The organism is Micrococcus sp. (assembly GCF_034179925.1).
In the GTDB taxonomy this organism is placed as follows: Bacteria; Actinomycetota; Actinomycetes; order Actinomycetales; family Micrococcaceae; genus Micrococcus.
Genome location: NZ_JAXFPG010000005.1, coordinates 1 through 21,640 on the forward strand (window position 1 = coordinate 1; position 21,640 = coordinate 21,640).

The window sequence follows — 21,640 nt, forward strand, 5'->3', positions numbered from 1 at the left end:
CCCCCGGGGGTGGGCGGCGTCCGCGAGGACGCGGCCGGTCAGCGGGTGAGCGAGTACTCGGAGTCGATGGTCAGCTCGCCGGAGATGATCTGCTCCTCGAGCTTCTTCAGCTCGTCCTTGGTCTCCTGGGAGACCTTGTCGTCGAAGGCGTGGAACGGGGCGAGCTCCACGCCGCCGTTCTCCAGGGTGCCCACGTAGGGCTCGGGGGAGAACTTGTCCTGCAGCTCCTGGCCGATCACGTCGGACACGGACTGGCCCATGTTCTTCATCACGGAGGTGAGGATCACGTCGCCGGCGTCGGTGGACTCGTAGCCGTCGGTGTCGACCCACACGACCTTGACGTCCTTGCCCGCGGCGTTGGCCTCCTTGACGGCGTCCAGGGTGCCCAGGCCCACCGTGCCGGCGACGGGCATGACGATGTCGGCGCCCTCGTTGATGAGGTTGGTGGTGTTGGTCTTGCCGTTGGCCTGGTTCTCGAAGTCGCCGGTGAAGGAGCCGGTCTTGGCCTTGCGGTCCCAGCCGAGGACCTTGACGTTCTCGCCCTTGACCTCGTTGTAGTGCTCCACCCCCGCGGCGAAGCCGTCCATGAAGATCATCACGGTGGGGATCGCCATGCCGCCGTAGGTGGCGACGGCACCGGTCTCGGTGGCGGAGGCGGCCGCGTAGCCGGCCAGGAAGGCGGCCTGCGTGGTGTCGTAGGTCAGCAGCTTCACGTTGTCGGTGAAGGTGCCCTCGGTGATGTCCACGGCGTAGAAGTTCACCTCCGGGTGGGCCGCGGCGATGGGCTTGATGGCCTTGTCCATCAGGTAGCCGGCGACGATCACGGAGTTGCAGCCGGCCTGCACCTGGGCGTTGACGTTCGGCGTGTACTGGGAGGTGTCCTGGGACTCCATCTGGCCGGTCTGGATGCCGTAGGCCTCCTTGGCCGCCATCAGGCCCGTGTAGGAGGACTCGTTGAAGGAGCGGTCGTCGAAGCCGCCCGCATCCGAGACGATGCAGACCTTGTGGTCCGAGTTCTCCGAGCCCGCGGCGGGGTCCACGGAGATCGCGGCACCGGTGGAGGTGGGCGCGGCGGACTCCTCGGGCGGGGCCCCGCAGCCGGCCAGGAGCAGGCTGCTGCTGAGCAGCGCGGCGGGGATCAGGAGGGAGCGACGGGCGGACGGGGCGGTGATGCCCATGGGGATCCTCATTTCGGAACGACGCAGTGCGAGACTCGCCCCCGGTGGGCCGGGAGCCGGGGACGACGGCGCGGCCGCGGCGGTGTGTCGCGCCGCAGATCCAGGCGCCGGTGCCCGTGGCAGGGAGTTTACCCAGAGTTCGCCTGGCGGGTGCTGTCGTGACGGCCGGGCGGGCAGCTCGGCCTGATCCCACCGACCCGTGACCGGGCGAGGGGACGCTCAGCCCCGGTCCGGCTCCAGGAGCGCCTCGAGTGCGGCGGCGGTGAACACGCGCATGCCGATGCCGATCGCCCGCTCGTCCGGGGCGTAGTCGCCGCGGTGCAGGTCGTAGGTGGCCCCGCCGGGGGTCCGGGTGCCCAGGCGCAGCATGGAGCCGGGCAGCCGCTGGGTCATCCACGCGAAGTCCTCCCCTCCCATGGACTGCGGGGTGAGCTGGATGGCGCGCGGGCCGAGCTCGCGCCGGGCCGCGTTCTCCAGCAGGGTGGTCTCGGCCTCCGTGTTGGTCACCGGGGGCACACCGCGGATGTGCTCGAGCTGCACCTGCACCCCGTAGGGGGCGGCGACCTGCGTGACGACCTCGTCCAGCAGCGCACCGGCCTCCTCCCACACCTCCACGTCCAGGCAGCGCATGGTCCCGGCCAGGTAGCCGGTGTTGTCGATCGCGTTCGGCGCGGAGCCGGCGGCGATCTGTCCCCACACCACGGAGACCGCGGAGCGGACGTCGATGCGCCGGGAGAGCACGGCGGGCACGTTCACGGCGATCTGGGACAGGGCGAACACCATGTCCTCGGTCAGGTGCGGACGCGAGGTGTGCCCGCCCCGGCCGGTCAGGGTGATCCGCACGGTGTCCGCCGCCGAGGTGATGGCGCCGATGCGTGTGCCGATCGTGCCGACGTCGAAGTGGGGGTCGCAGTGCGCGGCGAGCACCCGCGGTACCCCGTCCAGCACGCCCTGACGGATGACGGCGAGCGCGCCGCCGGGCAGGCGCTCCTCGGCGGGCTGGAAGATCACGCGGACCCGCCCCCGGAGGCGGTCGGCGAGCTCGCGCAGGGCCGGGTCGGGGGTGGCCCCGCGCAGGATCCGTGCCAGTGTCAGCGCGGTGCCGAGCATGACGGCGGTGTGCATGTCGTGCCCGCAGGCGTGGGCGACGCCGTCGTTCACGGACACGTAGGGAAGACCGGTCTCCTCCTCGACGGGCAGGGCGTCGATGTCCGCGCGGAGCGCGAGCACGAGGGGCCCCTCCCCCACGTCCACGTAGGCGCCGGTGCCCTCGAGGCGCACCGGGGAGAGCCCGTACTCCGTGAGGATCTCCACGATCCGGTCCGTGGTGCGGTACTCCTCAAACGAGAGCTCGGGGTGGCGGTGCAGGTCCCGACGCAGCGTGACCACCGCCTCCTCCAGAGGCTTCGCCACGGGTGCCACGGACGGCAGCGCCTTCGTGGGGGAATCACCGGGCAGCAGCGAGTCGGGCGGGGTCATGCGTTCGACCCTAACGTGGGGGCTTCCGCCGCGGGAAGGAGTCCGTCACACTCAGAGGACGTCGTCGGCGCCGGTGGCCTTGAGGGACTCCACGGTCTTCTTCACGTCCTGGGCGTGCTCGGTGGTGGTCACCAGCAGCGCGTCCCCGGTGTCCACCACGACGACGTCCTCGATGCCGATCAGCGCGATCACCCGGTCGGTGTCCGTGACCACCACACCGGAGGCGTCGGAGGAGTACACGCGCGGGGTGCTGCCGATGACGGTGATGCCCGAGGCGTCCTTGACGGGGTTGAGGCGGGCGATCGCGGCGAAGTCGCCCACGTCGTCCCAGGTGAAGGTGCCGGGGATGACGGCGACGTCGCCGGCGGTGGCGGCCGGCTCGGCCACGGCGTAGTCGATGGCGGTCTTCTTCAGGCCCGGCCACACCCGCGCCATGACCTCGTCACGCTCCGGGGTGTCCCAGGCGCGGGCGATCTCCATGAGCCCGGCATGCAGCTCGGGCTCGTTCGCCTCGAGGTGCTCGAGCATGAGCGCGACCGGCGCCACGAACATGCCCGCGTTCCAGAGGTAGCGGCCCGAGGCCACGTAGCGCTCGGCGACCTTCTGGTCCGGCTTCTCCACGAACGCGGCCACGTCCAGGGCGTCCGGGGCGCCCTCGACGCCGAGCCGGCGCCCGGAGCGGATATAGCCGAAGCCGGTGGCCGGGTGGGTGGGGGTGATGCCGATGGTGACGATGCGCCCGGTGGCGGCGGTGGCCACGGCCTGGGCGACGGCGTCCTGGAAGACCTCCACGGGGCCGATCACCTGGTCGGCCGCGAAGGAGCCCATGATCGTCTCCGGGTCCCGCAGCCACAGGATGGCCGCGGCCAGGCCGATGGCGGCAGCGGAGTCCTTGGGCTCGGGCTCGAGGACGAGGTCCTCGTCGGCAAGGTCCGGCAGCTGCCGGCACACGGCCTCGCGGTGGGCCTCGCCGGTGACCACCAGCATCCCGGCGGCCAGGGGCACGAGGCGGTCCCAGGTGGCGCGGATGAGGGTTTGGCCGGAGCCGGTGAGGTCGTGGAGGAACTTGGGGGCTGCGGCGCGAGAGAGCGGCCACAGCCGGGTGCCGACACCGCCGGCGGGGATCACGGCGTGGAAGCGCTCGAGCGCGGGGCGGTCCGCGCCGGGGGCGGGGACGGCCGAGGTGGAGTCAGTGGTCACCACCCTAGGGTACGGAATAGGCGGGAGAGGCTCCGAATCCCGCACGTCGGGTGGGGACGGGGGCGCGTCCGGGGCATGGTCGGGAGCGGAGGCGACGGAAAGGTGACCTGCCCCACGGCGCGCGGCAAAAAGGACTACCCTGGACCGAAGGAAACCACTCGCACCCCTCGGCATCGGACCGCCTGCGCGGACCGTTCACCGTCGGGTCATTCCCCTTGGAGGTATCAACCGTGTCTAGCGCCACTGCGCAGGCCCCGGCCTCGACCGGCCGCGGGACCCTGTACCGGGGCCATGGCGGCATGTGGTCCTGGGTGGGCCACCGCGTCACCGGTGTCGTGATCTTCTTCTACCTGCTCGTCCACGTGCTGGACACGGCGATGGTGCGGGTCTCCCCCGAGGTCTACGACGCCGTGATCGACAGCTACAAGACCTGGTACTTCGCGCTCGGCGAGACGGCCCTGGTGGCGGCGATCCTCTTCCACGCCCTCAACGGCGTGCGGATCATCCTCGTGGACTTCTGGAAGGGCGGCACCCGGCACCACCTGACCCTGCTGTGGGTCGTGCTGGCCGTGTGGGCCGTCCTCTTCCTGGGCTTCGCCGTCCGCCACCTCTCGATCGCCTTCGGAGGCCACTGACCATGAGCACCACCGCTGAGACCCCCCTGGCCGCCCCCCGCAGCGGCCGCATCGACCCCAAGTTCACCCGCGACGGCGGCCGTCGGGGCAACTTCGAGATGCTCGCCTGGCTGTTCATGCGCGTGTCCGGTGTGTTCCTCGTGGTGCTCATCTTCGTGCACCTGTTCTCCAACCTGATGGTCGGGGACGGCATCACCGGGCTCGACTTCGGCTTCGTGGCCGGCAAGTGGGCCCACCCGCTCTGGCAGTACTGGGACCTCGCCCTGCTGTGGCTGGCCATGCTGCACGGCGCCAACGGCCTGCGGACCATCATCATGGACTACGCCGAGAACGACCGCGTGCGGTTCTGGCTCTCGATGATCCTCTACATCGCCACCGCGGCGATCATCGTGCTGGGCACCCTGGTGATCTTCACCTTCGAGCCGTGCATGGTGAACCCCGCCACCGGCGCTCTCCACCCGGGCTCACCGGCCTTCTGCTCCTGAGCGTCCCGGACCCGACTCGACTCGCCCCGCGTCCGGCCCTCCCCGGGCCGCAGGGCACGCACACTGAGAGAGAGAACCCCGAATGCAGGTACACAAGTACGACGTGGTGATCGTCGGAGCCGGCGGCGCCGGTATGCGCGCGGCCATCGAGTCCGGCCAGCGCGCACGCACCGCCGTCCTCACGAAGATCTACCCCACCCGCTCCCACACCGGCGCGGCCCAGGGCGGCATGTGCGCCGCCCTGGCCAACGTCGAGGAGGACAACTGGGAGTGGCACACCTTCGACACCATCAAGGGCGGCGACTACCTGGTGGACCAGGACGCCGCCGAGGTCATGGCCAAGGAGGCCATCGACGCGGTGCTCGACCTCGAGAAGATGGGCCTGCCCTTCAACCGCACCCCGGAGGGCCGGATCGACCAGCGCCGCTTCGGCGGCCACACCCGTGACCACGGCAAGGCCCCCGTGCGCCGCGCCTGCTACGCCGCGGACCGCACCGGCCACATGATCCTGCAGACGCTCTACCAGAACTGCGTCAAGCACAACGTGGAGTTCTACAACGAGTTCTACGTGCTGGACCTGCTCATGGTGGACGAGGACGCCGCGCGCGAGGACGGCACGCCCTACACGCAGAAGCGCGTGGCCGGCGTCGTCGCCTATGAGCTCGCCACCGGCGAGCTGCACGTGTTCCAGGCCAAGTCCGTGGTGTTCGCCACCGGCGGCGCCGGCAAGGTCTACAAGACCACCTCCAACGCCCACACCCTCACCGGCGACGGCATGGCGATCGCCTACCGTGCGGGCCTGCCGCTGGAGGACATGGAGTTCGTGCAGTTCCACCCCACCGGCCTGGCCGGTCTGGGCATCCTGCTCTCCGAGGCGGCCCGCGGCGAGGGCGGCATCCTGCGCAACGCGGACGGCGAGCGCTTCATGGAGCGCTACGCCCCCACCATCAAGGACCTCGCCCCGCGCGACATCGTGGCCCGGTCCATGGCCGAGGAGGTCCGTCAGGGCCGCGGCGCCGGCCCGAACAAGGACTACGTGCTGCTGGACCTGACGCACCTGGAGCCGGCGCACATCGACGAGAAGCTGCCGGACATCACCGAGTTCGCCCGCACCTACCTGGGCGTGGAGCCGTACACGGAGCCGGTGCCGGTGTTCCCCACCTGCCACTACTTCATGGGCGGCATCCCCACGAACATCAAGGCCGAGGTCCTGCAGGACAACGACACCGTCGTCCCGGGCTTGTACGCCGCCGGCGAGGTGGCCTGCGTGTCCGTGCACGGCTCGAACCGCCTGGGCACCAACTCCCTGCTGGACATCAACGTGTTCGGCCGCCGCGCCGGCATCTACGCCGCCGAGTACGCGCAGTCCGCGGACTGGGTGGAGCTGCCCGAGGGCGGCGAGCAGCCGACCCTCGAGCACATCGAGAACCTGCGTTCGGCCACCGGCTCCGAGCGTGTCGCGGACATCCGCGCCGAGCTGCAGGAGTCCATGGACGCGGACATGCAGGTGTTCCGCGACGAGGACTCGATCCGCCGCGCCCTGACGAAGATCGAGGAGCTGCGCGCCCGCTACGAGAACGTCTCCGTGCAGGACAAGGGCCGCCGCTTCAACCTGGACCTCCTCGAGGGGATGGAGCTGGGCTACCTCCTGGACATCGCCGAGGCGATGACTCTGGCGGCCCTGGGCCGCAAGGAGTCCCGTGGCGGCCACTACCGCGAGGACTACCCGAACCGCGACGACGAGAACTTCATGGCGCACACCATGATCTACCGCGACGAGACCGCGGAGATGGAGGGCGTGAAGGGCATCCGCTTCGAGACGAAGCCCGTCGTCGTCACCCGTTACCAGCCGATGGAGCGTAAGTACTGATGAGCCACGCAGCAACCGAGACCACGGCCCCCGCGGCGCGCCAGTCCGCCGCTCAGGAGACCTCCGGCGGCGCCGGTGAGGTCGCGTCCTTCGACATCGTCCTCAAGGTCCGCCGGTACCTGCCGGAGGTCTCCGAGGAGGCCTACTGGGACGAGTGGCGCCTGACCATGTACGGCACGGACCGCGTGCTGGACGCCCTGCACAAGGTCAAGTGGGACCACGACGGCACCCTCTCCTTCCGCCGTTCGTGCGCCCATGGCATCTGCGGCTCCGATGCCATGCGCATCAACGGCCGCAACCGCCTGGCCTGCAAGGTGCTGCTCAAGGACCTCGACCTGTCCAAGCCCATCGTGGTGGAACCCATCAAGGGCCTGCCCGTGGAGAAGGACCTGATCGTGGACATGGAGCCGTTCTTCCAGTCCTACCGCGAGATCATGCCCTTCCTGGTGACCAAGGGCCACGAGCCCACCAAGGAGCGCCACCAGTCCCCCGAGGACCGCGCACGCTACGACGACACCACCAAGTGCATCCTCTGCGCCGCGTGCACCTCCTCCTGCCCCGTGTTCTGGACGGACGGCCAGTACTTCGGGCCGGCGGCCATCGTGAACGCGCACCGGTTCATCTTCGACTCGCGCGACGAGGCCGGGGACATGCGCCTGGAGATCCTCAACGACAAGGAGGGCGTGTGGCGCTGCCGCACCACCTTCAACTGCTCGGAGGCCTGCCCCCGCGGCATCGAGGTGACCAAGGCGATCGCCGAGGTGAAGCAGGCCATCCTGGCCCGCACCTTCTGATCCCCTGGGGAGGGCTGGCCCACCGCCGGCCCTCCCCCACCACGACGACGGCCCGTCCCGGGGCGCGTGCACCGCGCCCACCGGGGCGGGCCGTCGTCGTGCGGGGGTTCTCAGCCGTCGAAGGCGGACCGCACCGGGCGGGAGAAGGCAGTGAGCAGCCAGGCGGCGCAGAACACCACCATGGCCGCGCACCCGACGAGCACGAGCGGGGCGCCGACGGCGAGGATCGCCTGGCCGTCCACCGCCCAGTAGGCCCCGCAGAGCAGGCCCACGAGGGCGGCGACCGCGCCGACCCAGCGGGTGGGACCCCACAGGCGCGAGGCCCCCAGCACCACCAGCGCGGTCAGCGCCAGCACGGCCAGCACGGCCGCGGCCGTCTGCCCCGGCCCGACGAGGGCCTCGGCCACACGGGCACCGGTGATCTCCTCCACCCCCCAGGTGCGGGCCTCGAGGGTGCGCCGCACGAACACCGGGTCCGCCTGCAGGGTCAGGGCCCCGGCAGTGCCCAGAGCCGAGGCCACCCCGGCGGCGAGCGTCATCACCTGGTGCCGCCGCAGGGGCACCCGGATCGCCGGGTCCTCGAGGGCGGGGTGCTCGAACGGCAGACGGTGCGATGCAGGGCTCATGCCCCCATCCTCGCCCATCCCGGAGGCCCGCTCCTCCTGCAAGGCATGCTCCTCCCGAGGACACCGGGGACGACGACGGCCCCCGCACCACGCCGAGGCGGGTGCGGGGGCCGTGGAGGCGGCGGGAGACCGCGGCCGGGATCAGACGGTGACGCGCCCCTGCTTGGTGTACGCGGCGACGTCCTTGTTGAAAGCGTTCACCAACCACAGGATGTTCACCACCAGGGCGACCACGCTGAGGACGGCGGAGAGGATGCCCAGCGGGCTGCCCAGATCGATGATGGTGAGACCCAGGCCGGCGAGCAGGCCGGCGCCGAGCAGCGACAGGAGGGTCATGACCACGCTGATGATCGCGAACACGATGCCGGTGATGCGCGCCCAGTTCTTCACGGAGCGCAGACCGACGTACACGAGGGCGTACAGGCCCAGGACGACGACCAGCGCCACCACACCGACGATCAGGCCGAAGGTCGAGGACGCCTGCACCGCCTGCTCGAGCTCGGCACCGGTCCGGCCCTGCTCCTGGAGCATCTGGCGGGTCGTCTCGGTGCGGTCCATGAACAGGCTGATCAGCCCGGACAGGGCGTACAGGCCGGCCGAGGCCAGGGTCAGGGTCAGCAGCGTGCGGAACTTCTTCGGCTCGGCGACCGGGCCGCCGAACTGCTGCGGCGCGGCCCCGTAGGGCTGCGTGCCGAAGCGGGAACCCGGCTCGCCGTACTGGGGCGTCTGGTTGTGCTGGGGCGCCTGGTTGTACTGGGGCGCCTGGCCGTACTGAGGACCCGGGTTCTGGGGGTCGGGGGTGGTGCTGCTCATGGTGTTCTCCTTCGAACGGATGGTGGGGCGAAGATGCCGGGGGCGCTCACTCGTGGCGGAGCGCCTCGATGGGGTCCTTGCGGGCGGCGCGGGCCGCGGGCAGAGTGCCCGCCAGGAACGCGATGCCCACGATCAGCAGGACGATCAGCAGCAGCGCGATCGGGTTCACGGCGTACAGCACCAGGCCGGTGACGCCGCTGAGCGGGCCGGCAGTGAGCCAGGCATTGGCGATCAGCCCGACCGCCAGGCCCAGGCCCACACCGATCAGCGAGCCGAGCAGGCCGATCACCACGGCCTCCAGGGTGAACAGGCCGAAGATCTTCCCGCCCGTCATGCCCAGGGCCTTCATCAGGCCGATCTCCCGGGTGCGTTCCTGCACGGCCATCAGCAGGGTGTTGATGATGCCGAAGCTGGCCGCGAGCAGGGCGATCAGGGCGAAGCCGTTGAGCACCCAGGTGACGGCGTCGATGATCCCGCGGATCACACCGAGCTGGTCCTCGAGGGTCTGGGCCCGGTAGCCGCGCTCCGCGAGCGCGGCCTTCACAGCGGCCTCATTGCCCGGCATGCCCTCCACGGTGACGGTGGCCTGGAAGAACGTGTTGCGCTGTTCCTCGGGCAGGCCGCGAGTCTGGATCTCGTGGATGGCATCCTCGAGCGCCCGGGACGGCACAGGGCTGCTGCCGGAGCCGGAGGCCACGGTCTCGGTCACGCCCACCACCGTCGCCTCCACGGAGCCCGGCCGCTGGAGGGGGTCGGAGGCCACAAGGGTCACCTGCTGGCCGAGCACGTCCTCGGAGCTGTTCCCGCCCAGGGACTCCACCCACGCCTGGGGCACGGTCACCTCACGGGCGTCCGGGGCCGGGGCGCGCCCGGCATCCAGAGACAGCATCTCGACCTCGAAGGACGAACCCATGAAGGCGGTGTCCCAACGGCGGCCGTCGGCACCCTGCAGGTAGTCCACCTCCACGAACCGGGTGGTCTCCACGTCCGTGACGTGCTCGACGCCCCGGATGGCCTCCAGGTCCTGCGGGGTCAGCAGGGCCATCCCCCACTGTTCGCCGGCCGGGGAGTCCTCGTACTCCGTGGGGGCCTCGCCGGCCATGCCCATGCCGGGCATGGGAGACGAGGAGACCTTCGTGACGCTCATCTCGTCTGGGGCGCCGAAGCCCTCCACGAGGTTGTCCACGTACTTGTTGATGCCCGCGCCCAGACCGGAGGTCAGGGTGAGGGTGAAGGCACCGATCACGATGGCGAGCACCGTGAGCAGCGTGCGCAGCTTCGAGCGCATCGTGTTGGCCAGGGCAGTGCCGGCCAGGTCCATGGTCCTCATGCTCGGGTCTCCTCCACGATCATGCCGTCCTGCATCACCAGGCGACGCTGGCAGCGGGCGGCGAGGTCGTCGTCGTGGGTGACGACCACCAGGGTGATGCCCTCCTCGCGGTGCAGTCCGAAGAGGATGTCCTCCACCGTCCGGGAGGTGGCCGAGTCCAGGTTGCCCGTGGGCTCGTCGGCGAAGAGCACGGTGGGCTTGTTGACCAGGGCGCGGGCGATGCACACGCGCTGCTTCTGGCCTCCGGAGAGGTCCATGGCCCGGTTGCCCGCCTTGTCCGCCAGGTCCAGGCGCTCGAGCATCTGCATGCCACGCTCGGTGCGCTCCCGGCGGGGCACCCCGGCGATCTTCAGGGGCAGGACCACGTTCTCCAGCACGGTCTGCGCCGGGTTGAGGAAGAACTGCTGGAACACGAAGCCGAACCGCTCGTTGCGGAGCTGGGCGACCTCAGCGGGCTTGAGCTGGGAGACGGGCTGGCCGTCCATGGCGACGACGCCGGACGTGGGCTGGTCCAGCAGCGCCAGCAGGTGCATCAGCGTGGACTTTCCGGAGCCGGACTTGCCCACCACGGCCACGGACTCGCCGGCGGCGATCTGCAGCGTGATGCCCTTGAGGGCGTCGAAGCGGGAGGCCCCACTGCCGTACACCTTCACGAGGTTCTCGGTCTCCAGGGCGGGTTCCGGCCCGCCGGGCGGCGCCGTCACAGGCGCGCTCATCGTCTCCACTGATGATCTCCTCTCCTGCCCTTCTGGGCGGACACGGGCGCTCTGGGGGAGGCACCACGGCCTCCATCCTGGCATGGCGCGCCTCCCCGGCGCGTCCGTCTTGAGTCGGATACCAGGGCGGCCCGGGGACGACGCCACCGGCCCCGGCCCTGGGCCGGGACAGCCCGAGCGTGTCCGGGGCACCGCCTCGGGCTCAGCGCAGCGGAGGCAGGAAGCCCACCTTCGCGTACACGTCCTCGAGCACGGGGGTGGCCACCTCCCGGGCCTTGGCCGCGCCGGCGGCGAGGATCCGATCCAGCTCGGCAGGGTCGTCCAGCAGGGCCAGGGCGCGCTCGCGCACCGGGGCCAGGCGCTCGACGACGGCCTCGGCCACCGCCACCTTGAGGTGGCCGTACATCTTCCCGACGAACTCCTCCTCCAGCTGCGCGATCGGCGTGCCCGTGACCGCGGAGAGGATGGTCAGCAGGTTGGACACCCCGGGCTTGGCTGCCCGGTCGAAGCGGACCTCGGTGCCGTCGTCCGTGACGGCGGAGCGGATGCGCTTGGCGGTGACCTTGGGCTCGTCCAGGAGGTTGATCAGCCCGTTCGGGGAGGCCGCGGACTTGGACATCTTGGAGATCGGGTCCTGCAGGTCGTAGATGCGGGCGCCGGTCTCCGGGTAGAAGCCGGTGGGGACCACGAAGGTCTCGCCGTACCGGTGGTTGAAGCGCTGGGCGAGGTCCCGGGTGAGCTCCACGTGCTGGCGCTGGTCGTCGCCCACGGGCACCCCGTGCGGCTGGTACAGCAGGATGTCCGCGGCCATGAGCATCGGGTAGGCCAGCAGCCCGACGCCGGCGGCCTCCGCGCCCTGCTTGGCGGACTTGTCCTTGAACTGCGTCATCCGCATGGCCTCGCCCATGCCGGTCATGCAGGTCAGCACCCACGCCAGCTGGGCGTGCTCGGGCACCTGGGACTGCACGAACAGGGTGGAGCGCTCCGGGTCGATCCCGCCGGCGATGAACTGCGCCGCCGCCACGCGGGTGCGCTGGGCCAGCGCCTCCGGGTCCTGCGGCACGGTGATCGCGTGCAGGTCGGGGATGAAGAAGAACGCCTCGAAGTCGCGCTGCGTGCGCTCCCAGTTCACGAGGGCGCCCAGGTAGTTGCCCAGGTGCAGGGAGTCCGCCGAGGGCTGCATGCCGGAGAGCACGCGGTGGCGCGCGGAGGCGCCGGCCAGGTGCGCGGTGCGGCCGGCGTCCTGGGCGAGGACGTCCTGGACGGTGTTCTTGCGGGCGCCGTCCTGCGGCGCCACCGGGGTCTGCTCGGTCATCGCGGCCCTCCTCTGGGCTCAGAACTGGTAGTCGGCCACGAGCGGGGCGTGGTCGGAGAAGCGGGTGCCCCACGTGGGGGCGCGGTCCACGACGGCGCCGGTCGCCCGGTCCGCGAGGTCCGGGGTGGCCATCTGGTAGTCGATGCGCCAGCCGGCGTCGTTGTCGAAGGCCTTGCCGCGCATGGACCACCACGTGTAGGGTCCGGGCACCTCGCCGGCAAGGCGGCGGGCGACGTCCACCCAGCCCAGCTCACCGAAGAAGCGGTCGAAGTAGGCGCGCTCCTCGGGCAGGAACCCGGCCTTCTTGCGGTTGGCCTTCCAGTTCTTGATGTCCAGCTCGGTGTGGCCCACGTTGAGGTCGCCGGTCACGAGGGCCGGGTTCCCCTGGGCGCGCAGCTCCGTGAGCCGGCGCACCATCTCGGTGAGGAAGCGGTACTTGTCGTCCTGCTTGGGGGTGTCCACCCCTCCGGTGTGCACATAGGCGGAGACGACCGTCAGCAGCGTGCCGTCCGGCAGGCGCAGGTCCGCCTCGATCCAGCGGCCGGCGGCGTCGAAGTATGCGTCTGCATCCCCGATGCCCACCCGGGTGGCCTCGATGGGGAACCGGGAGGCGATCGCGACGCCGGCCCGGCCCTTGGCCTCGGCCTCGGCATCCACGACGTGCACCTCGTCCCACTCCGGGCCCACGACCTGCGGGATCAGGGAGGCCACGATGTCCGCGGGGGCACGGACCTCCTGGAGGGTCAGCACGTCCACGCCGCGGCCGGCGAACCAGCCGATCATGCCCTTGCGGTGCGAGGCCCGCAGGCCGTTGACGTTCACGGTGGCCACGCGCACGGCACCATCCGCCTTGGGGGCGCCGGCATTGGCGTGCACCACCGGCTCACCCTCGGCGGGCTCCGGGGGGTGGGAGGGGTTCTGGGCAGGTGTCTGCTCGGCCATCAGGAGACCACCGTCCCGGAGACGGGTCCCTCGTCCCCGCCCTTGATCATGTCCCGCGCGTTGGCGGCGGTGATGTGGATGGTCTCCAGGGCACGGTCCACCATCTCGCGGTCCAGGCCGTCCCCGGCCTCGAGCTGCTCCCTGACCACGCGCGCCTGCACCTGGACGATCTTGAAGGAGTGGTCCAGCTTGGTGTCCCGCATCGAGTCCGCTGCGGGGGCTGCGGGGGCTGCGGAGGGGACCGGGCCCGGGGCGGCACCCCCGCGCAGGGCCGCGACGGCGTCCGCGCGCATGCCCAGGACGGTGGTGTCCACGCGGCGGGCGGCCTCGCGCACCCCGCGGCGCACCTGCAGGTAGGCGATGACAGCGAACACCAGCCAGCCGGCGGAGACGGCCACCACGAGCCAGCCGATCACGTCGTTGGCGTTCGCCGCGAAGATCACGGCCACCACCAGCACGAGGACCATCATGGCCAGGCCCAGGCCCCCGACGCGCGCCCCACCGGCGCGGGGGGCGGGACGGGCCGGGCGGGTGCCGGACGGGATGCTCTGGGTCATGCGGATGCTCCTCCATGGGTGCTCGGGGACCGGCCTCCATCATCGCCCACCCAGGCCCCGGCCTCCGAATCGTGGGCGCGGCGGGCCTATCCTGGCCCGGTGACCCCTGCTCCCCCCGCCGGCGGTGCCGGCCTCACCCCCGCGCAGCGGCGCCTGCTGACTGTGCTGCTGATGCCCCTGTTCCTCGCGCTCATGGGCGTGTCCATCGTGAACGTGGCCCTGCCCGCCCTCCAGGAGGACCTGCAGGCCTCCAGCGCGGACCTGCAGTGGGTGCTCGCCGGGTACACCCTGACCTTCGGCGTCGTGCTGGTGGCCGCCGGGCGCGCCGGGGACCTGTGGGGGCGCAAACGGCTGTTCGTGGCCGGCATCGCCCTGTTCACCCTCGGCCAGCTCGCCTCCGGGCTCGCCCTCTCCCCCGGCATGGTGAACGCGGCACGCCTGGCCACCGGTGTGGGGGCGGGCCTGTTCAACCCGCAGATCGTCGGCATGATCCAGTCGAACTTCACCGGCCGGGCCCGGGGGCTCGCCTACGGCCTCTTCGGCACGGTGATCGGCCTGGCCGTGGCCGTGGGCCCGCTGCTAGGAGGCCTGATGGTGGCCGTCCTGGGCGGGCAGTGGGGCTGGCGCGGCGCGTTCCTGGTGAACGTGCCTGTGGGCCTGGCCGCCCTGACGGCCGCCCTGCGCTGGCTGCCCTCGGACGCCGCCCCGCGCGACGCCGAGCACCGCCGCTCGCTGCACGCCCTCGACCCCATCGGCGGGCTGCTGCTGGGCGTCGGCACCACCCTGCTGATGCTGCCGTTCATCCTGCGCGGCCACGGATGGCTGGCCGCGATCGCCCTGGTCCTGCTCGTGGGGTGGTGGGTCTGGGAGAACCGGATGCGGCGGCGGGCGCCGGCCACCGGTGTGGAACCCATGGTGGACCCTGCCCTGTTCCGCCGCCCCTCCTTCACGTACGGGGCCGTGGGCTCGGCCCTGTTCCTGGCCACCATGCCGGGGATCTTCGCGGTGGTCACCCTCTTCCTCCAGCAGGGCATGGGCCTGAGTGCGCTCGCCGCCGGCCTGATGACCGTCACCTCCGCCCTGGTGGTCACGGCCCTGTCCTCCTGGGTTGGCGCCCGGGTGGAGGGGCACGGCGCGTGGTTCGCCGTGCTCGGCGCGGCAACCGGGGTGCTCGCCCTGGCTCTGCTGGCGGTGGCGTTCCCGCTGATCGCCACCGGACGGTGGCCGGCGTGGACGGTGGCCGCGATCCTGCTGCTGCAGGGCGTGGCCCAGGCCTTCTACCTGACCACCGTGCAGGTGCTGATGATGCACGACGTCACCGGGCCTGAGGCCGGGGCCGCCGGAGGCATCGCCCAGACCATGCAGCGCGTCGGCTCCGCACTGGGGCTGGCGGTCGTGACCGGCGTGTTCTTCGGCGCCGTGGCGGCGGCGGGCCCGGAGCCCGGGCCGGCCGGCTTCGGCCACGCGGCCGCCCTGGCGATGGGCGTGGTCGCGGTCACCTGGGCCGGCACCCTGGCGGTGGCCGTCGCGGACCTGGTGCGACGGCGTCGTCGGGACCGCGCAGCCGACGTCACCGCAGGAACAGGGCGCGCAGCCGACGAGCGGTGAGCCACACCCCGACCGCGGACATCACCACGAAGTACAGGGCGTGGCCCGCCGTCGCCCAGGAGAGCACCCCCACCGCGAGCGCGCGCATGAGCTCGACCGCATGCCACAGCGGGAACACCTGGATCACCCACTGGATGGGCTGCGGGTACACGCTCAGGGGGAAGAACGTGGCGGAGAAGAGGAACATCGGCATCAGCACGATCTGGATCCAGTCCATCTGCTGGAACGTCTTCAGGAGGCTCGTCACCGCCATGCCGAGGGACGCGAACGCCAGCGCCACCAGCAGGGCGCCCGGGACCATGAGCACGGCGGTCCACGAGGTGACCAGCCCGCCCAAGGTCATGACAGCCAGGAACCCCACCGCGTAGATCAGCCCGCGCAGCAGGGCCATGGCGATCTCCCCGAGAGCCACGTCCAGCGGGCCCAGGCGCGTGGCGAGCATGGTCTGGTACGTCTTCGCGTAGCGCAGCTTGAAGAACACGTTCCAGGTGGAATCGTAGATGGCGCCGTTCATGGCGGACACCGCCAGCAGGGCTGGGGCGATGTACATGCCGTACGGGACGGGCGTGCCGTCCGGGCCGGGCACGTCCCCCACGAGGGACCCCAGGCCGATCCCCATGGACGCCAGGTACAGGACGGGCTCGAAGAACCCGGAGGCGAACACCACCCAGTTGTTGGACCGCAGGGTCAGGAACGCCCGCTCCATCACGGCCCGGACGTTCCCGGAGTACAGACCGGCCAGCGGCCCCCGGCGCACCGTGATCTCCGGCATGGGCGGCACCCCCGCCGTGTGCTCGCGGACCACGGACGACGACGCAGTCCCCGCCCCCTCGGACACGCTCGCCCTGGCCCTGCGCCCCAGGCGCGACGCGCGGTCGGCGCGGGGACGGGCGAGGGCATCGCGATCCGGGGTCCCCGGCCGCCAGCCGAGCCGGCGCGTGTAGATGCGCACGGCCAGCCACGCGCCGCCCACGGCCAGGACCAGCAGGACCACCACGTGGAGGGCCGTCAGCCACGCCGGCTCGACCATGCCGTAGGAGAGCACGCGCCCGAGCTGGGCGGCGTGCCACTGCGGGGAGATCCAGCCGATCCAGCGCAGCCAGACGGGCAACGCCTCGAGCGGGTAGAACGTGGCGGAGAAGAGGAACAACGGCATGATCACGAGCCGCTGCAGCGTGGCGAACTGCCCCTTGTCCCCCTTGAGGGAGGCGGCGAACGCCATGATCGGGGCGCCGACCGCCAGACCGCCGAGGGTGGCGGTGAGGATCTGCACCCAGGCCCACGGGCTGTGGACGACGCCGAAGGCGAGCATGACCAGGAAGAACACGAAGGCCTGGAACACGAATCGCAGGCTGACCGCCCCGAGGTGTCCGAGCGCGATCTGTGCCGGGGACAGCGGGGTGGCCTGCGCCGCGTAGTAGGTGCGGTGCCACTGGAACCCGCCCATCACCGGGTAGGAGAACTCGACGGCGGCCGTCATGAGGGCGCCCGAGGCCAGCAGCGCGGGCGCGATGAACGCCACGTAGGACACCCCTCCCAACGCCTCCTGCGGCACCCCGCCGCCGAACAGCTGGGCCATGCCCAGGCCCATGGCGAGCAGGAAGAGCACCGGCTCGCCGAGCGCGCCGACGATCAGCACCGAGCCGTACCGGCGCATGCTCCGCAGCTGGTGCTCCGCGACGTACAGGACCCCGCGGCGTTTGACCCGCTCCGCGGACTCGGCGGCGGTGTGCGGCGGGCGCAGCGGGGCGGGGGTGCCGCCGTCGGCGGCGGGCGGCGTCGTCGTGGTGGCGGCCACGGCTCAGTCCACCAGGGTGCGGCCGGTGAGGATGAGGAACACGTCCTCGAGGCTCGCCCGCCGGGTCAGGGTGGTCACGGGGGCGGGGATGGTGCCGTCGTCTACGAGGCGCTGGACCACCCCGTGCAGGGTGTCGGCGTGCGCGGCGTAGATCAGCACACGGTCCGGGAGCACCTCCACACGGTGCACCGCGCCCGCGTCCGCGTGGGCCTGCACGGCGCGGGCGGCGGCCTCGTTGCGGTCCGCGCCGAAGCGTGCCTCGAGGACCTCGCGGGAGGCATGCTCGCGGATGAGCTCGGCCGGGGTGCCGGAGGCCATGATCTCGCCGCCGTCCACCACCACGAGGCGGTCGCACAGCTGCTCGGCCTCGTCCATGTAGTGCGTGGTGAGCAGGAGCGTGGTGCCGCGCTCCTTGAGCCGGTAGAGGCGGTCCCAGAGGGTGTGGCGCGCCTGCGGGTCCAGGCCGGTGGTGGGCTCGTCGAGCAGGAACAGGGCGGGCTCGTTGACGAGCGCGCGAGCGATCACGAGGCGCCGCTTCATGCCACCGGAGAGGTCAGTGACCTTCGCGTCGGCCTTCTCGGTGAGCTGGGCGAAGGCGAGCAGCTCCTCCGCCTTGGGACGCAGGTAGGAGTAGGGCAGGCCGAAGTAGCGGCCGTAGATCAGGATGTTCTCCCGGGCCGTGAGATCCTCGTCCAGGTTGTCCTGCTGCGGCACCACGCCCAGGCGTGCTCGGACCGCCGGGCCGTCCTCCTCCGGGTCGATCCCGAGGATCGTCAGCTCGCCCGCGGTGCGCTGCGACGTGCCGGCCAGCATCCGCATGGTGGTGGACTTGCCGGCCCCGTTCGGGCCGAGCAGACCGAAGCACTCCCCCGGCCGGACTTCGAGGTCGATGCCCTTCACGGCGTGGAACTCCCCGTACTGCTTGCGCAGTCCGCGGGCACGGATGACCAGGGGTGGCTCGCCCTCAGGGAAGGACGGGACGACCGCGGCATGGGTAACGTAGCTCACACCGGGCCACCCTAACCCATCCCGCGGCCGGCCCCCGTCAGCGGTGGGACAGCTCGCCCACTCAGCCCTCCGGCGGCGCAGCCGCGCGCTCGGCCGCCTGCACCACGTTGGCCAGCAGCATCACACGGGTCATCGGGCCCACGCCGCCAGGGTTGGGCGCCATCCAGGAGGCCTTCTCCTTCACGGCAGGGTCGACGTCGCCCAGCACCCGGGAGGTGCCGTCCTCGCCGGTCACACGAGAGACACCCACGTCCAGGACGATCACGCCGTCCTTGACCTGGTCCGGCCCCACCATGTGGGCCGAGCCGGCGGCAGCGATCACCACGTCCGCCCCAGCCAGCAGCTGATCGAGGTTCGTGGTGCCGGTGTGGGCCAGGGTCACGGTGGCATTCACCTCCTTGCGGGTGAGCACCAGGCCGGCGGGCCGGCCGATGGTCACGCCACGGCCGATCACCAGCACGTGCTTCCCGGCCAGCTCCACACCATGACGCCGCAGCAGCTCCACGCAGCCGGCCGGCGTGCACGGCAGCGGGGACTCCAGCTCACCGGAGACCGAGGCCACCAGGCGGCCCAGATTCATGGGGTGCAGGCCGTCGGCGTCCTTTTCGGGGGCAATCTTCTCAAGGATTCGGTTGGTGTCGATGTGCTTGGGCAGGGGCAGCTGGACGATGTAGCCGGTGCAGGCCGGGTCATTGTTCAGCTTCTCCAGCTCGGCTTCGAGTTCTTCCTGGGTGATGGTGGCAGGAAGTTCTACCTTGATGGAGGCGATACCGACCTCTTCGCAGTCGCGGTGCTTACCGCCCACGTAGGAGCGGGAGGCGGGGTCGTCGCCGACCAGCACGGTGGCTAGGCCGGGGGTGACGCCCTTTTCTTTCAGGGCGACGACGCGCTCGGCGAGTTCTTTTTTGATTTGGGCGGCGGTTGCCACCCCGTCAAGAATCTGGGGCATGTTTACCATTCCTCGATGCCGGAGTAGAGGGGGAACTTCTCGCACAGGGCGGTGACGCGCTGGCGCTGGGCTGCGACGTCGACGCCGGGCTTGAGGGTTTCGGCGATGATGTCGGCGACCTCGGTGAAGGCAGCGGCGTCGAAGCCACGGGTGGCTAGGGCGGGGGTGCCGATGCGCAGGCCGGAGGTGACCATGGGCGGGCGGGGGTCGTTGGGCACTGCGTTGCGGTTGACGGTGATACCGGCTTCGTGCAGCAGGTCTTCTGCCTCACGGCCGTTGATGTCGGCGTCGCGCAGGTCAACCAGGACCAGGTGAACGTCGGTGCCGCCGGAGATGACCTTAACGCCGGCTTCTGCCATGTCGGCCTGGTTCAGGCGGTCAGCTAGGATCTTGGCGCCTTCGAGGGTGCGGGCCTGGCGGTCCTTGAACATGTCGGACGCAGCGATCTTGAAGGCGGTAGCCTTACCGGCGATAGCGTGCATGAGGGGACCGCCCTGCTGGCCAGGGAAGACAGCCGAGTCGATCTTCTTCTTCAGGTCTTCAACGCACATGATGAAACCTGAGCGGGGGCCTGCCAGGGTCTTGTGGACGGTGGAGGACACCACGTGGGCGTGGGGGACGGGGTTGGGGTGCAAGCCAGCTGCAACCAGGCCAGCGAAGTGAGCCATATCGACCCAGAGGTAGGCACCGATTTCATCGGCGATAGCGCGGAAGGCGGCGAAGTCCAACTGACGGGTGTAGGCTGACCAGCCGGCGATAATGACCTTGGGCTTCTCAGCCAGGGCCAGCTCGCGAACCTCGTCCATGTTGACGCGACCGGTTTCTTCGTCCACACCGTAGGCAACAACCTCGTAGAGCTTGCCTGAGACGTTGAGCTTCATACCGTGGGTCAGGTGGCCACCGTGGGCCAGGGAGAGGCCCATGATCTTGTCACCGGGGGTCAGCAGGGCGTGCATGACGGCGTTGTTGGCCTGGGCACCGGAGTGGGGCTGCACATTGGCGTGGTCAGCACCGAAGAGGGCCTTGGCGCGATCGATAGCCAGCTGCTCCACCACGTCAACAAATTCGCAGCCGCCGTAGTAGCGGCGGCCGGGGTAACCTTCGGCGTACTTGTTGGTCAGAACAGAGCCCTGAGCTTCAAGCACCGCACGGGGGGCGAAGTTCTCTGAGGCAATCATTTCGAGGGTGTTCTGCTGGCGGTCCTGCTCCTGCTTGATAGCTTCAGCGACCTCGGGGTCGACCTCGGCCAGGGGCAGGTTGGTGACGTTGGGTGAAAGGTTGGTCATGCCACTTCCTTGAGTTGGGTAATCAGTTTCTTCTGGATTAGCTGTATGAGGGAATACAGAAGATGACGTGATGGGCAAAGGGAGCCTAGCCTGCCCCCTAACTCTTACCAGTGTATGTGACCTGCGACGCCAGGTGTAGTTCCTACTACCTATATGAGACGGTTTTTCTTCCTACCCCGGCGAGGTTACGCGGACGGCGGGCACCTGGCCGGGTGCCCGCCGTCCGGCCCTACCCCTGCTAGCGGTAGGGGCTGGGGGTCGGTTCCTGCCCGGTGAGCAGGTAGGCCCCCAGTTCAGCCCGCTTGTAGGCGACCGGGTCGTGCAGGGTGTGGGTTCGGACGTCCCGCCAGTGACGGTCAAGCCCCACCGAGCTCTTGGTTGCCCGGGCCCCCGTCACGTCAAAGACCCCCTGGGTTACGGCCAGGGCGGTATCGTGGGCAGTGATTTTTGCGGCCACAATCTGCTCGGCAACCTGGGCCCGCTGGGCCGGGGTCAGACCCTGCCCCTGGGCATAAGCCCAGTCCAGGGCATCCGTGGCCTGCTGGATTACGGCAGATAGGGCCTGTACCCGGGCCGCAAAGTCCCCGTACTGGGCCAGGATATAGGGGTCGTCCGTCACCTTGTCTACACTGGCGTGGAACCAGGGGCGGGAGGATGAGCGGGTGTACCCCAGGGCCTCCTGCAGGGCCCCCTCAGCGGCAGCCAGGTAGACGGTTGAAAACAGGAGCTGGAAGGCGGGGGTTGAGAGGTTCTTAAAGGGTTCCCGTTCGTCGTCGGTCGCAGGCAGGACGGCAATGACCTCCTGGGCAGGCACGAAGACCTCCCGGTATTCCAGGCTGTTGGTTGCCGTCAGCCGGGAGCCCAGCACGTCCCAGTCGTCGTGCCGGATAAGCCCCTCACTGGTACCGTCCACTAGGGCCACCACCCGGCGGCCGTCCTCGGTAAAGGCCCGGGAGAAAATCTTATCGGCCACATAGCTGCCGGTGGCAAAAGGCTTCACCCCGGTAAGGCTCCACCCGCCCTCCACCGGCCGCGCCTGCATTTGCTGGCC

General features: G+C 70.5%; 20 protein-coding genes. 5 read left to right on the forward strand and 15 right to left on the reverse strand.

Annotation, left to right across the window (positions count from 1 at the left end):
* Positions 1 to 38 precede the first annotated feature (38 nt).
* The 3 genes from SPI96_RS01135 to SPI96_RS01145 all read right to left on the reverse strand — a co-directional run bounded on the left by SPI96_RS01135 (position 39) and on the right by SPI96_RS01145 (position 3,860).
* Entirely contained in the window at positions 39 to 1,178 is a 1,140-nt protein-coding gene (locus SPI96_RS01135; protein WP_321080530.1) for a BMP family ABC transporter substrate-binding protein, read from the reverse strand.
* 219 nt (positions 1,179 to 1,397) lie between these two features.
* A complete protein-coding gene (locus SPI96_RS01140) occupies positions 1,398 to 2,657 on the reverse strand; it encodes an amidohydrolase (RefSeq protein ID WP_321080531.1) in 1,260 nt (419 codons plus the stop codon).
* A 51-nt stretch (positions 2,658 to 2,708) separates the two neighbouring features.
* Positions 2,709 to 3,860, reverse strand: a complete 1,152-nt coding sequence (locus tag SPI96_RS01145; protein WP_414601884.1) for a mannose-1-phosphate guanylyltransferase — start codon at positions 3,858 to 3,860, stop codon at positions 2,709 to 2,711.
* Between the two features lie 227 nt (positions 3,861 to 4,087).
* Here SPI96_RS01145 and sdhC point away from each other — a divergent pair, with 227 nt between their 5' ends.
* From sdhC to SPI96_RS01165, 4 genes are all read left to right on the forward strand, one after another.
* Positions 4,088 to 4,492 (forward strand): succinate dehydrogenase, cytochrome b556 subunit, encoded by a 405-nt coding sequence (sdhC, locus tag SPI96_RS01150; protein WP_321080533.1) that lies wholly within the window; start codon positions 4,088 to 4,090, stop codon positions 4,490 to 4,492.
* Positions 4,493 to 4,494: 2 nt separating this feature from the next.
* Positions 4,495 to 4,977: a succinate dehydrogenase hydrophobic membrane anchor subunit gene (locus tag SPI96_RS01155; RefSeq protein WP_321080534.1), complete on the forward strand. Its 483-nt coding sequence runs from the start codon at positions 4,495 to 4,497 to the stop codon at positions 4,975 to 4,977.
* 82 nt (positions 4,978 to 5,059) lie between these two features.
* Entirely contained in the window at positions 5,060 to 6,847 is a 1,788-nt protein-coding gene (gene sdhA / locus SPI96_RS01160; RefSeq protein WP_321080535.1) for a succinate dehydrogenase flavoprotein subunit, read from the forward strand.
* Positions 6,847 to 7,641, forward strand: coding sequence for a succinate dehydrogenase iron-sulfur subunit (locus tag SPI96_RS01165; protein WP_321080536.1), 795 nt, complete (start codon positions 6,847 to 6,849; stop codon positions 7,639 to 7,641). The genes sdhA and SPI96_RS01165 overlap by 1 nt, the downstream gene beginning before the upstream one ends.
* Positions 7,642 to 7,751: 110 nt before the next feature.
* Here the strand turns inward: SPI96_RS01165 and SPI96_RS01170 are convergent, their stop codons facing one another.
* The 7 genes from SPI96_RS01170 to SPI96_RS01200 form a co-directional block, all read right to left on the reverse strand.
* Positions 7,752 to 8,267 (reverse strand): hypothetical protein, encoded by a 516-nt coding sequence (locus tag SPI96_RS01170; protein ID WP_321080537.1) that lies wholly within the window; start codon positions 8,265 to 8,267, stop codon positions 7,752 to 7,754.
* A gap of 141 nt (positions 8,268 to 8,408) precedes the next feature.
* Positions 8,409 to 9,080: a DUF6264 family protein gene (locus SPI96_RS01175; RefSeq protein WP_414601885.1), complete on the reverse strand. Its 672-nt coding sequence runs from the start codon at positions 9,078 to 9,080 to the stop codon at positions 8,409 to 8,411.
* 46 nt (positions 9,081 to 9,126) lie between these two features.
* Entirely contained in the window at positions 9,127 to 10,410 is a 1,284-nt protein-coding gene (locus tag SPI96_RS01180; protein ID WP_321080538.1) for an ABC transporter permease, read from the reverse strand.
* Positions 10,407 to 11,126: an ABC transporter ATP-binding protein gene (locus SPI96_RS01185; RefSeq protein ID WP_321080539.1), complete on the reverse strand. Its 720-nt coding sequence runs from the start codon at positions 11,124 to 11,126 to the stop codon at positions 10,407 to 10,409. The genes SPI96_RS01180 and SPI96_RS01185 overlap by 4 nt, the downstream gene beginning before the upstream one ends.
* Before the next feature lie 202 nt (positions 11,127 to 11,328).
* Positions 11,329 to 12,441: a tryptophan--tRNA ligase gene (trpS, locus tag SPI96_RS01190; protein ID WP_321080540.1), complete on the reverse strand. Its 1,113-nt coding sequence runs from the start codon at positions 12,439 to 12,441 to the stop codon at positions 11,329 to 11,331.
* 18 nt (positions 12,442 to 12,459) lie between these two features.
* Entirely contained in the window at positions 12,460 to 13,383 is a 924-nt protein-coding gene (locus tag SPI96_RS01195; protein ID WP_321080541.1) for an exodeoxyribonuclease III, read from the reverse strand.
* Positions 13,383 to 13,940: a hypothetical protein gene (locus SPI96_RS01200; RefSeq protein ID WP_321080542.1), complete on the reverse strand. Its 558-nt coding sequence runs from the start codon at positions 13,938 to 13,940 to the stop codon at positions 13,383 to 13,385. The genes SPI96_RS01195 and SPI96_RS01200 overlap by 1 nt, the downstream gene beginning before the upstream one ends.
* A 99-nt stretch (positions 13,941 to 14,039) precedes the next feature.
* Between SPI96_RS01200 and SPI96_RS01205 the strand changes: the two genes are divergently transcribed.
* Positions 14,040 to 15,548 carry an MFS transporter gene (locus SPI96_RS01205; protein ID WP_321080543.1) on the forward strand — a complete coding sequence of 503 codons (1,509 nt, stop codon included), beginning with the start codon at positions 14,040 to 14,042 and terminating at the stop codon, positions 15,546 to 15,548.
* Here SPI96_RS01205 and SPI96_RS01210 read toward each other — a convergent pair.
* The 5 genes from SPI96_RS01210 to SPI96_RS01230 form a co-directional block, all read right to left on the reverse strand.
* Positions 15,511 to 17,346 (reverse strand): ABC transporter permease, encoded by a 1,836-nt coding sequence (locus tag SPI96_RS01210; protein ID WP_321080544.1) that lies wholly within the window; start codon positions 17,344 to 17,346, stop codon positions 15,511 to 15,513. The two genes, SPI96_RS01205 and SPI96_RS01210, sit on opposite strands and share 38 nt — an antisense overlap.
* 3 nt (positions 17,347 to 17,349) lie before the next feature.
* Positions 17,350 to 18,354, reverse strand: a complete 1,005-nt coding sequence (locus tag SPI96_RS01215; RefSeq protein ID WP_321080545.1) for an ABC transporter ATP-binding protein — start codon at positions 18,352 to 18,354, stop codon at positions 17,350 to 17,352.
* Positions 18,355 to 18,415: 61 nt separating this feature from the next.
* A complete protein-coding gene (locus tag SPI96_RS01220; protein ID WP_321080546.1) occupies positions 18,416 to 19,303 on the reverse strand; it encodes a bifunctional methylenetetrahydrofolate dehydrogenase/methenyltetrahydrofolate cyclohydrolase in 888 nt (295 codons plus the stop codon).
* A gap of 2 nt (positions 19,304 to 19,305) precedes the next feature.
* Positions 19,306 to 20,589 carry a serine hydroxymethyltransferase gene (glyA, locus tag SPI96_RS01225; protein ID WP_237208159.1) on the reverse strand — a complete coding sequence of 428 codons (1,284 nt, stop codon included), beginning with the start codon at positions 20,587 to 20,589 and terminating at the stop codon, positions 19,306 to 19,308.
* A gap of 238 nt (positions 20,590 to 20,827) precedes the next feature.
* Positions 20,828 to 21,640: acyl-CoA dehydrogenase family protein (locus SPI96_RS01230; RefSeq protein WP_321080547.1), on the reverse strand; the 813-nt coding region annotated here is incomplete at its 5' end.

Bases quoted from the DNA above. Each gene is read 5' to 3' on its own strand.
- trpS (WP_321080540.1), bottom strand. From the start codon at position 12,441: ATGACCGAGCAGACCCCGGTGGCGCCGCAGGACGGCGCCCGCAAGAAC.
- SPI96_RS01180 (WP_321080538.1), bottom strand. From the start codon at position 10,410: ATGAGGACCATGGACCTGGCCGGCACTGCCCTGGCCAACACGATGCGC.
- glyA (WP_237208159.1), bottom strand. From the start codon at position 20,589: ATGACCAACCTTTCACCCAACGTCACCAACCTGCCCCTGGCCGAGGTC.
- SPI96_RS01140 (WP_321080531.1), bottom strand. From the start codon at position 2,657: ATGACCCCGCCCGACTCGCTGCTGCCCGGTGATTCCCCCACGAAGGCG.
- SPI96_RS01135 (WP_321080530.1), bottom strand. From the start codon at position 1,178: ATGGGCATCACCGCCCCGTCCGCCCGTCGCTCCCTCCTGATCCCCGCC.
- SPI96_RS01155 (WP_321080534.1), top strand. From the start codon at position 4,495: ATGAGCACCACCGCTGAGACCCCCCTGGCCGCCCCCCGCAGCGGCCGC.
- SPI96_RS01165 (WP_321080536.1), top strand. From the start codon at position 6,847: ATGAGCCACGCAGCAACCGAGACCACGGCCCCCGCGGCGCGCCAGTCC.
- SPI96_RS01200 (WP_321080542.1), bottom strand. From the start codon at position 13,940: ATGACCCAGAGCATCCCGTCCGGCACCCGCCCGGCCCGTCCCGCCCCC.
- sdhA (WP_321080535.1), top strand. From the start codon at position 5,060: ATGCAGGTACACAAGTACGACGTGGTGATCGTCGGAGCCGGCGGCGCC.
- SPI96_RS01170 (WP_321080537.1), bottom strand. From the start codon at position 8,267: ATGAGCCCTGCATCGCACCGTCTGCCGTTCGAGCACCCCGCCCTCGAG.
- SPI96_RS01185 (WP_321080539.1), bottom strand. From the start codon at position 11,126: ATGAGCGCGCCTGTGACGGCGCCGCCCGGCGGGCCGGAACCCGCCCTG.
- SPI96_RS01175 (WP_414601885.1), bottom strand. From the start codon at position 9,080: ATGAGCAGCACCACCCCCGACCCCCAGAACCCGGGTCCTCAGTACGGC.
- SPI96_RS01220 (WP_321080546.1), bottom strand. From the start codon at position 19,303: ATGCCCCAGATTCTTGACGGGGTGGCAACCGCCGCCCAAATCAAAAAA.
- SPI96_RS01195 (WP_321080541.1), bottom strand. From the start codon at position 13,383: ATGGCCGAGCAGACACCTGCCCAGAACCCCTCCCACCCCCCGGAGCCC.